Source organism: Pseudoalteromonas sp. P1-13-1a (genome assembly GCF_001401875.1).
Taxonomy (GTDB): domain Bacteria; phylum Pseudomonadota; class Gammaproteobacteria; order Enterobacterales; family Alteromonadaceae; genus Pseudoalteromonas.
This window is the reverse complement of record NZ_LKDV01000055.1, coordinates 1-10,281: the sequence shown is the minus strand read 5'-3', so window position 1 is coordinate 10,281 and position 10,281 is coordinate 1. Positions and strand designations below refer to the sequence as shown.

Sequence of the window (10,281 nt, the reverse complement as noted above, 5' to 3'; positions counted from 1 at the left end):
GCTATCTGAAAATAAGCACACGTAATACATACCCATCCAACACCTACCATCTAGGTCAGGCGAGCTAGTGACTCCCAACGCTAAAAAAACATATTGATTAAAATTATAGTGTTCTTATTTCACGAGCAGGGTTACCCGCAACAACTGTATTTGCCTCTACATTTTTAGTAACGCCCGATCCCGCAGCAATAAAACTGTTACCCAAAATGATATGGGTTTGGTCTATTATCAATTTTTTTTAGAAAGTCTTTTAAGTATTCAGCTAATTATCAATTGGCATCAAGTACTATAGACTTGCTCCATCTTGTATTTACATACCTCACAAAGGGGAGAAAAGCATGTCTCATCAGATTATTAAAGACTTACATAACCGTTATACGGCTAAAAAGTACGATGTGAACAAACGTATTTCATCAGCAGATATTGACGTAATTAAAGAAGCTATTCGCTTGTCTGCTTCTTCGATCAACTCTCAACCTTGGAAGTTTGTATTGGTAGAAAGTGACGAAGCAAAGCAGCGTTTACACGATACATTTGCTAACAAGCATCAATTCAATCAACTTCATGCAAAAGAAGCATCGCATACGCTGTTATTAGCTTATGATCCTAAATTTACTAAGGAGAAGTTTGTTAAACGTGTGGATGTCGAAGTGAGCTCTGGTCATTTACCAGCAGAGTTACGTGAGAGCTTTATGGGTGCTTATGCTTTTGCAGAAATGAATACAGATGAAAATGGCTATAATGGCAGCTGGACTAAAGCACAGGTTTACCTAGCACTGGGTAACATTATGCATACACTGGCGCGTTTAAATATTGCATCTACACCCATGGAAGGTGTTGACCCAGAGTTAATTGGCGAGAAGTTTAGCGAAGAGCTAGATGGCCATATTTGTGAAGTGGCACTTGCAATGGGTTACCCTGTTGAAGAAGAAGACTGGAACTTTGGCAAACCTAAAGCGCGTTTACCAGTTGAAGATATTATTGCTACTGTATAACGTGTTGCTATAAGTTAATTAGCCGAGAATCTTCTCGGCTTTTTATTTTTAGAATAAACCATACGCTTGTGTTTCTTCGTCTTCCTCTTGTGCTAAATGATCAGGTCTAAATATTGCGCTAGGATCTATTAAAACACTGTGTTTTTCGGCTAACTTTATTAGCCCTCGCATCATGCCTTTGGTTTGCGGGTCTATATCAAAGCCTACTTCGGTTAATTTATCGAGTGGCTTAATGTCTTCTTTTTTATAATCTATATTGTCCTCTACTTTATCTACTAGTAACCCGATATGTGGGTTGAGCCCGTCTTTAGTAGTAAAAACAATAATAGGTTTATAGTCGAGTGTTATTTGCTCTTTTGCCGCATCAAACAGTCGTTGCAATTGCATAAAGCTATTGCGCTTTATACTCGCTACATATTTACTGGCTTGTTTATAGTCCTGCTCGCTATGAGCACTAACTGCGTGATCTGTTGCTGTAACTAGCGCTTGAAAAGGCTCATCAAATTTTTCTATGATAGTTTTTAGGTCACTGTTGTCGGTTTTAAACTCTTTATAAAATACGGCGATGTTGTGCAGCTGAATTTTATCGTTCGTTATTATCTGACTCTGCTGCGCGATGCTTTTTTCAAATTGGCTAAACCAATCATTAAGCGAGGCTTGCCAGGTTCTTAGCTCATTAAGTGCTTTTTTATTACTTTGCTCTGTAGAGCTGCCATTTAAAATAACACCTAGGTCGAACACTGGCGTAGGTGTTTCCATGTAGTCTTTTACACCAATAAAGCTCTTATTGTTATTTGGCAATGTAGTGAGGTTATTATCAAACCGCTCGGTGAGTAAAATATCGAGAATTTTAAGTGAAATGGTTTTACAGCCCACTTGAAAGTTTATGAATTCCATACCTTTATCTTTAATTGCCTTGTAATGCTTTAAGGATAGAACAAAATGGATAAATAGCTTAAAGGTTGAGTGGTTTTTTAATTAGTGATTTAACAGCGAGTTTAAATTGCTGCTCTAATGCTTTTCTCCCACTTAGGCGGTGTTGTTTGATTAGCTGCTCATTATTGTGGTTTTGTAATACCATTTGTATCAGCAAGTGGCGATCTTCACTTTTAGTTGCCATTAGGCAGGACGGTGAGTGGTTAAATAAATACCATAGTTTTGGCGCGGTATTAAAGCGATTTATTGCACTAATTGCAGTGTTAATAGGTGGGCTGGGCACGCTAGATTCATCGAGAAATTTACTTATTAGCTCACTGACTAACTCACTGTCGAGTTGGCTAAAGTGCGTTAATAAACCATAAAACAAATCACTTTTAAATTGCTGAGCTAAGGTATGTAAGCCCTGCGGGGATGTGTCTAATGCTTTAACAACAAGGGCTGAGTGCTCACCGGTGCTTTTATCTCGCTGATAACCTAGCTTAACAGTACTAAAGCCTTGAGATTGCCAAAAATGTAAAAGCCCGGCTGTAGCCCCAAAACTTGCACCTATATAACTACAGGTGGGTGTTAGCTGATGCTGGCAATGCGCTAGCAATGCTTTACCTACGCCTTGTTGGTGCAGGTTAGGTGCAACAGCTATACGAATAACGCGTGCGCTTTGTTTTGTTAAATAGCTTGGCTGTGCGCTTAATTGCGCGAGTGATTGTGCCATTAAATGCCCTTGTGGGCGCCGCTCACCACTGATTACTTGCTTAGCTAACTCTGCATCCATACCGCCCTCAACAGCTATTAAACACACTCCCACAACATGCATGTCGCATCTACTAATAAACAGTCTTTGCGCTGGGGCATCAAGTAAGTGGCGTAAATCGTTAACACTGCTTTGATAATGGGCAAGTGCGAGCAGCGCAACTATTTGCTGCAGTAAAGACTCATTATCAACGAGTTGCTGTTGAGTGACTTCAACGTGCTCAATGCTATTTAATGCGGGCGGGTATTCTTTATATTGTGCATCTAAAGCAAAGAGTGTGCGTACATGTTGCTCAAGAGGGTCGCTATTGGCAAAACGTATAGGGTCTTCTAAGTTTACAACTTTTGCCGCTTTGTAATTTGCTTTAATATGTTGCGTAAAACGAATGGTATAGCCTCGGCCATTACCCTCGTAACCTACCAAGGTGCTTGCAAAGACTATACGCGGGTAGTGCTTTAACATGGCGAATAGTAGTGGTACAGGGATTGCGGCGGCTTCATCGACCAGTAATAGTTCACATTGCGGCAACTGATTAAGCAGTGCATCTGGGGCCATGTATTGTAAATTAGCTAAATGTTTTTGCTGAGCCTTGTATTCAACCTGTAAGGTTTTAGCTAAATGCTTAAAACAGCTATGGGTGGCTCTGAATTGTGTTGCGCATACAATGATTTTTTTATCATGTAATGCTGCGGCTGCAAGACCAAGCGCGGCTGATTTTCCTCGCCCTCTGTCGGCATTAATAATTAAAGGCCTGTTCGCGCGGCCTGTGGCCACCTTAATTATTTGTTCAACGCATTGTTGCTGCGCCTGATACTCAATTTTATTCGTTACATTGCTTTTGATCGGCGGCTGTTTAAAGTCAGTGTGTTCATCAAAGTGTATGACGGGTAGCGTTTGTAAAAGGCGAGAAAAACGTAAATTAAAATAGCTTTGCCGATTACTACTTCCATGAGATTGCACGCTTTTAAGTGCAGGGTCTTGCCAAGAGGCTAAACTTTGTAAGTCAGGCAGTAATAAAAATAACAAACCGCCTGCTTTTATGGTACCGGCAAGGGCAGCAAATTTATCGGGGTAAATGCCACTAAAGCCATCATAAACGGCATGAATAAACTCTTGTCCAAGTAGTTCATGGGTATGCTCAGGCCAACTTGAATTAGCAATGCCGCTGTTTGACAGCAGTTTTACATTATCTGAGTCTGTTAATGTGCTTAGTAGCTCGTAGCACCAAGCGGCTTGGCCTGTGATAAGTACTAACTGACGATGTTTTGCGTCAGTTAGTTGCTGTGTTAATTGTTCAACATAGTGCTTATACAGCTTGAAGTCGTGCATATGCGGTCACTAGCCATTTGCTGCCAAGGTCGTCAAAGTTAACTTGTACACGCGATTGTGCGCCACTGCCTTCGTAATTTAGCACAGTGCCAATACCAAATTTAGCGTGCAGTACACGTTGACCTAAGTTAAACCCACTTTCTTCAAAAGCTGCATGGCTTACTGACGCGCTAAAGCGCCCAGCAGCAGGTGGTCGCGATACCTGCGTTTTAATACGAATTTCTTCTACGCAGTCTTCGGGTATTTCGCGTAAAAATCGCGATGGGCTGTGGTATTTCTCTTGGCCGTATAAACGGCGGCTTTCGGCATGGCTTATGTAAAGCTTGTCCATTGCACGGGTCATACCCACGTAACAGAGGCGGCGTTCTTCTTCTAAGCGCCCTGATTCTTCATTACTTTGCTGCGATGGGAACATACCTTCTTCAACGCCCACCATAAACACAAGTGGAAACTCTAATCCTTTAGCAGAGTGAAGAGTCATCATTTGTACAGCGTCTTCGTGCTCATCCGCTTGGCCTTCACCAGATTCAAGCGAGGTGTAGGCTAAAAAGCCCTGTAATGGTGAGCTAAACTCTTCTTCTTCAGGGAGCTCGTACTGATCGCATGCACTGATAAGCTCTTCTAAGTTTTCTACGCGAGCGCGGCCTTTTTCGCCTTTTTCAGCTTGATACATAGCCATTAAACCAGACGTTTGAATCGTGTATTTGGCTTGCTCTTGTAGTGTAAGGTCGCTAATTTTATCTTCTATGTGTTCGACCAACTCTACAAACTTTGTAACAGCGCTTGCCGCACGACCCGATAAATGCTGTTGTTCAACAATTGCTTTAGCCGCGTACCAAAGAGGCAGCGACTCAGCACGCGCACAGTCGCGTATATGGCTAAGAGTTTTATCGCCAATACCGCGCGCAGGGGTGTTAATTACACGCTCAAATGCGGCGTCGTCTTGGCGGTTTCCTACCAATCGTAAGTACGATAGCGCATCTTTAATTTCTTGACGTTCGAAGAAACGCATACCGCCGTAAATACGGTATTTTAAGCCTTCTTGAAGCATGGCTTCCTCGAGTACACGAGATTGCGCGTTACTGCGGTATAAAATGGCGGCGTCTTGCAGCGCATTACCGGCATTTAACCAGCTGCGTAGCTTACTACTTACAAAGCGGGCTTCGTCTAGCTCGTTAAAGGCTGCATAAATTGATATCGGCTCGCCTTCGTTGCCATCGGTCCACAAGCTTTTACCCATGCGCTCTGCATTATTTTTTATAAGCGCATTAGATGCTTTTAGAATGGTTGCGGTTGAGCGATAGTTTTGCTCAAGGCGAATAGTTTCAGCATTAAAGTCTGTTAAAAAACGCTTTATATTTTCTATTTTAGCGCCGCGCCAACCGTAAATACTTTGGTCATCGTCGCCTACAATCATAATGCTTTGCGTATCGCCTGCAAGTAGCTTTAACCATGCGTATTGAATGGTATTGGTATCTTGGAATTCGTCTACCAGCATGTGGGCAAAGCGCTGCTGGTAATGGCGAAGTAGCGTAGGGTTATTTTTAAGAACCTCGTAGCTACGTAGCAGTATTTCTGCAAAATCGACTAAACCAGCGCGGTCACATGCTTCTTGATAGGCTGCATATACACGCAGCATCATTTGCTCGTTTATATCGTAGGCTTGAATATCTTTAGGACGCAGGGCTTCATCTTTCTTAGCGCTGATGTACCAGCCAAATTGTTTAGCTGGCCATTTTTTATCATCAATATTCATTGATTTTAATAAGCGCTTGATCATTCTTAGTTGATCGTCAGAGTCTAAAATTTGAAAGGCTTCTGGTAGGTTTGCTTCACGATGATGAGCGCGCAAAATACGGTGTGATAAACCATGGAATGTACCAATCCACATGCCTCCCACGGGGGCTTTTAGGGTTTCTTCAACACGGGTGCGCATTTCTTTAGCGGCTTTATTAGTAAAGGTAACCGCAAAAATACTATAAGCAGAAGCTTGCTCAACCTGCATTAACCACGCGATACGATGAACTAAAACACGTGTTTTACCCGAACCAGCACCTGCTAATACCAGCATGTTTTGTAGTGGGGCTGCAACGGCATCGCGTTGTTTGTCATTTAAGCCATCGAGTAATTCAGAAACGTCCATCGTTACGCCTTTTCAATCAATAATGAGAGGGAGTATAACAGGTGTTTTTGTTAGGCTAAATAAAATACTGTTTTTATGAACAGCTATTCTAAAAATACTTGTAAAACTAATTGCTTAGCTGTTTATTTATGCTGTTAAGTAACTGTAATTAAGAATAAAAATAATCAAATTGACCTATATTTAGTAAAAAACACTAAATCAGTTATTTTGTGCTAGTTTAACTAATTGATTTTTAAGCTTTAAAAAATTGGCATAAAGTGTGATAGTAAGTAAATAACTAAAATTTAAAATTAATTAACTACAGAGGTAAGTATGGCTGATCAAGGTTCTGGCGGTAATGTAATTGCGGCGTTGTGTAATATATTTTTTCCTGGTTTAGGGCAACTGGTACAAGGGCGTATTTTAGCTGCTATCTTCTTTGCGCTAGCTATTATAATTAGTTACGCACTTATTTATGTATTGGTAGGCTTTGTACTTGTGCCTATTATTTATTTATGGTCGATTATAGATGCTGCACGTTTTAGATCGCGAAGTTAGCTTTTATGCCACCTATTTAAATAGCGCCCATTGGCGCTATTTTGCGTTTTAGGGGCGATGTTCAGGGCTATTTATGGGTATAATTAGTGCATTAGCGTTTTATAAGTAAAAATTATGGAATATCAATTTATACGTGACCCTATTAGCGGGCTGCGCATTAAAATAAGCAGCGAGCATGCCCTAATTGGCCGCTGGTTAAATGAAGAAATTGGCAAAGAAAAAGTGGCGATGGTACAAGCACTTATCAACTCAGTTAAAACAAGCTACGAGCCAATAACGTTAAAAGGCCAAGAAATAGACTTAATACTCTCTAAAGACGAAGCCTTATTTGAAGCCCATGCCCTACACCAAGACAGTGAAGACTTAGTTGCCTATCAAGATGATGACTTAATGCTTGAAGAAAATGGCCTAGTGAGTGGTTGTGGCTTTGAAGATTTTATAGATTTAATTGAATCTTGGGCTGACTTTAGCGGCTCAAAGTAAAACCAGAATTATTAAAATAGTGCTGATGCATTGCGCTTTTTTTATCTGTACTATTACACCAATCAAAAACGTCAGGAATGAATATGTCTGCCAATTTAAATAAGCTAGTCGTTATGCTAGAAATGCAAAATGCCATGAATACTAAGGTTCATGAGCAATGGTTTAGCCAAGGTTTTGAGTGGTATAGAGCCATTTGGGTAGAGTGTGCAGAAATGCTAGACCACTACGGTTGGAAGTGGTGGAAAAAGCAAACCCCAGATACTGAGCAAGTCATTTTAGAATTGGTTGATATATTTCATTTTGGTTTGTCATTAAGAATCGATGGAACAACACCCTACGAAGAATTAGCTAAACAGTTGGAGAAAGAACTTAGCGCGCCTCAAGCCGCAGAAGATTTTAAACAAACGCTTGAAGTATTAGCCGCTTCAGCAGTGGCTAACAAAACCTTTAACGCTGCTGCATTTGCAGGGTGTATGGCGCAAATAGGGATGGATATTGACGATTTATACCGGGGTTACGTAGGGAAAAATACGTTAAACTTTTTCCGCCAAGATCATGGCTACAAAGATGGCAGCTACATTAAAGTGTGGAACGGTCAAGAAGATAACGAGCATTTGGTTGAAGTCGTAAAAAGCCTTGATACCGAACATGCCGACTTTGCAAAGTTAGTATACCAAGGTTTGGAAGCTCGTTACCCAAAAAGCTAATTATATAATAGTGCGGTAGTCGGTTACGTTTAAGTAATCGGCTATTACATTATGTGGTTGCTTACTATCAGGGTTAGCAACCGCAAGTAAATGTTCTATGCCGTATTCTCGGGCTGCATTTAAAACAGGCACACTGTCATCAACAAACAAAGTGCGCTGCTTATTAAACCCTAAGTCTTTTTGTACTTGATGCCACAAACTTTGCTGCTCTTTACTCACGCCGTATTGGTGAGTCGACACCACGCCATCTAAATAATTATCTATCGCGGTGTGTTCAAATTTGAGCATGACGTTTTCAGGATGGGCGTTAGTTAACAAAATCAGCTCTTTACCTGCTTTTTTTAACTCAGTTAAAAAGTGAGGCACATCTTCGCGTACTTTTATTAGGTGTTGGGTTTGACGTTTTAGTTCCATTATCGGCAACTTTAACTGTTCTTCCCAATAATCTAAACAATACCACTGTATTTGGCCACTTACCGCTTGGTAGCGTTTGTGCATATCGGCTTTTGCTTCATCAAGGGTGATATTGCGAGTGCGTGCAAGTTGTTCTGGAACAACGTTAAGCCAAAAGTGACTATCGAAATGCAAATCGAGTAATGTTCCGTCCATATCAAGTAAAACGGTATCGATTTTTGACCAATTTAGCATGGGCTTTTCCTTGTGAAAAGTTTATGATTAAGCACAACTGCCATGATAGCAAAATAACGCCAATGACACAGAAAAAGCACCCAACTCCACCGCAAATTATTAGTAATAATGTAGTTGCTAAAAGCCGTTTATTTACTGTTGAATCATTAGAGCTTAAGTTTTCTAATGACGAAGAGCGCCAGTATGAGCGAATACGCGGCGGTGGCCGTGGGGCAGTAATGATTGTGCCAATAACTGCGGACAACGAAATGCTACTGGTACGTGAATATTGTGCAGGCACGAACGACTACCAATTAGGTTTTCCTAAAGGCTTAATAGACCCAGGCGAAACGCCCCAACAAGCTGCAAACAGAGAGCTTAAAGAAGAAGTGGGTTTTGGCGCTGAATTTTTTGAGCCATTAAAAGTAGTATCAATGGCGCCAAGTTACTTTAACGCAACTATGCATATTTTATTTGCTAAGCAGCTATACCCGCAAACGTTAGAAGGGGATGAGCCTGAACCGCTAGTGGTTGTTAAGTGGCCATTAACAGATTGGCAGTCATTATTAGAGCAAGACGATTTTACCGAAGCTCGCAGTGTTGCCGCTTTGTTATTATTAAATAAGTATTTAGCGTCTGGAGCTGCAAATGAATAAACTACTAGAGCCTTGTATAGAGCTTGCACAACGAGCAGGCGATGCCATTATGGCTATTTATAAAAAAGATGATATTGGCCAACAAGAAAAGTCAGACGCTACGCCCGTCACAAAAGCAGACTTAGCGTCTAACGATGTGCTCGTTGCTGGTTTAAAAGACCTTGCGCCCGAGATTCCTATTATGTCAGAAGAGACGCCTATTCCGGCACTTGCCCAAAGACAAGACTGGCAACGCTATTGGTTATTAGATCCGATGGACGGCACGGGCGAGTTTATTTTAGAAAGTGGTGACTTTGCCGTTAATATTGCGCTTATTGAAAATAACCACCCCGTTTTAGGTGTGATCCATTGGCCAGCAAAAGGCATTACTTACTTTGCTACTGCTAATCAGGGGGCATTTAAACGAGAAAATGGTAGCGATACAAAAATGTCGGTAGCAACACCCGATAACCTAACGCTAGCAGTAAGCCGTAGACAAAAAATTGAAGCGGTCAGTCAGTATTTAAATACGCAATTTGCCACTATTGCTGTAGGCTCGTGCTCGCTAAAAGCATGTATTGTTGCCGAGGGTAAAGCTGACTGCTTTTTACGAATTGGCCCTACTGGCGAGTGGGATACCGGCGCGTCACAAGTGATTGTAGAAGAGGCGGGCGGGTGTATTACCGATGCAGAGTTTAACCCGCTTACATATAACCAGCGTGAGAGCACCGAAAATCCAGATTTTATTGTGATGGGACACCCAGATTGGGAGTTTCAAAAAATGATAAGCCCGCATCAAAGATAGCGATTTAAAGAGTGGTTTGATTGCTTTTTGTTCGGTTGAACGCAATTAACGAGTGAAAGCCTTGCAATATAAGTTTATTCCTATATTATAGCGCTCTCTTCGAAACAGGCTCGTTATTAACACGAAACTATTTCAAAGAAATTACAGGCGCGGGATGGAGCAGAATGATAAATCATTCGCCGGACTGCTTAAACCTGAAGTCGAAGGTCGTCGGTTAAAATCCGCCCCTTAGACTATAAACATACAGGCGCGGGATGGAGCAGCCTGGTAGCTCGTCGGGCTCATAACCCGAAGGTCGTCGGTTCAAATCCGGCTCCCGCAACCAATTTC

10 protein-coding genes, 1 tRNA gene and 1 pseudogene are annotated in these 10,281 nt (G+C 41.5%); 7 read left to right on the top strand and 5 right to left on the bottom strand.

Features of this window, described 5'->3' with window-relative positions:
• Positions 1 to 103 precede the first annotated feature (103 nt).
• A pseudogene (locus AN391_RS20830) lies at positions 104 to 199 on the bottom strand (sugar O-acetyltransferase); the annotation flags it as partial.
• A gap of 139 nt (positions 200 to 338) precedes the next feature.
• Here AN391_RS20830 and AN391_RS19375 point away from each other — a divergent pair.
• Positions 339 to 995 (top strand): NAD(P)H-dependent oxidoreductase, encoded by a 657-nt coding sequence (locus AN391_RS19375; protein WP_055016903.1) that lies wholly within the window; start codon positions 339 to 341, stop codon positions 993 to 995.
• Between the two features lie 48 nt (positions 996 to 1,043).
• Here AN391_RS19375 and AN391_RS19370 read toward each other — a convergent pair whose 3' ends face one another.
• From AN391_RS19370 to uvrD, 3 genes are read right to left on the bottom strand one after another with little or no spacing between them, the layout of a single operon-like run.
• The gene (locus AN391_RS19370) at positions 1,044 to 1,892 is read right to left on the bottom strand and encodes a hypothetical protein (RefSeq protein ID WP_055016902.1); all 849 of its coding nucleotides are present in this window, start codon (positions 1,890 to 1,892) and stop codon (positions 1,044 to 1,046) included.
• Positions 1,893 to 1,950: 58 nt separating this feature from the next.
• On the bottom strand, positions 1,951 to 4,014 hold the full coding sequence (locus tag AN391_RS19365; RefSeq protein ID WP_055016901.1) for a GNAT family N-acetyltransferase: 2,064 nt from the start codon (positions 4,012 to 4,014) through the stop codon (positions 1,951 to 1,953).
• On the bottom strand, positions 3,992 to 6,157 hold the full coding sequence (uvrD, locus tag AN391_RS19360) for a DNA helicase II (RefSeq protein ID WP_055016900.1): 2,166 nt from the start codon (positions 6,155 to 6,157) through the stop codon (positions 3,992 to 3,994). Before uvrD ends, AN391_RS19365 begins: the two co-directional genes overlap by 23 nt.
• Positions 6,158 to 6,469: 312 nt before the next feature.
• On the opposite strand from uvrD, the gene AN391_RS19355 reads away from it, so the two are divergent.
• The 3 genes from AN391_RS19355 (at position 6,470) to AN391_RS19345 (ending at position 7,884) form a co-directional block, all read left to right on the top strand.
• Positions 6,470 to 6,694 (top strand): hypothetical protein, encoded by a 225-nt coding sequence (locus AN391_RS19355; RefSeq protein ID WP_004588664.1) that lies wholly within the window; start codon positions 6,470 to 6,472, stop codon positions 6,692 to 6,694.
• Between the two features lie 114 nt (positions 6,695 to 6,808).
• The gene (locus tag AN391_RS19350; RefSeq protein ID WP_055016899.1) at positions 6,809 to 7,177 is read left to right on the top strand and encodes a YacL family protein; all 369 of its coding nucleotides are present in this window, start codon (positions 6,809 to 6,811) and stop codon (positions 7,175 to 7,177) included.
• Between the two features lie 83 nt (positions 7,178 to 7,260).
• Entirely contained in the window at positions 7,261 to 7,884 is a 624-nt protein-coding gene (locus AN391_RS19345) for a dUTP diphosphatase (protein ID WP_055016898.1), read from the top strand.
• Here AN391_RS19345 and yrfG read toward each other — a convergent pair whose 3' ends face one another.
• Entirely contained in the window at positions 7,885 to 8,532 is a 648-nt protein-coding gene (yrfG, locus tag AN391_RS19340) for a GMP/IMP nucleotidase (protein WP_055016897.1), read from the bottom strand.
• 62 nt (positions 8,533 to 8,594) lie between these two features.
• On the opposite strand from yrfG, the gene nudE reads away from it, so the two are divergent.
• The 3 genes from nudE to AN391_RS19325 all read left to right on the top strand — a co-directional run bounded on the left by nudE (position 8,595) and on the right by AN391_RS19325 (position 10,276).
• Positions 8,595 to 9,167 (top strand): ADP compounds hydrolase NudE, encoded by a 573-nt coding sequence (gene nudE, locus AN391_RS19335; RefSeq protein ID WP_029772216.1) that lies wholly within the window; start codon positions 8,595 to 8,597, stop codon positions 9,165 to 9,167.
• Positions 9,160 to 9,951 (top strand): 3'(2'),5'-bisphosphate nucleotidase CysQ, encoded by a 792-nt coding sequence (gene cysQ / locus AN391_RS19330; RefSeq protein ID WP_055016896.1) that lies wholly within the window; start codon positions 9,160 to 9,162, stop codon positions 9,949 to 9,951. Before nudE ends, cysQ begins: the two co-directional genes overlap by 8 nt.
• 248 nt (positions 9,952 to 10,199) lie before the next feature.
• A tRNA-Met gene (locus AN391_RS19325) sits at positions 10,200 to 10,276 on the top strand.
• The last annotated feature ends 5 nt before the right edge of the window (positions 10,277 to 10,281 follow it).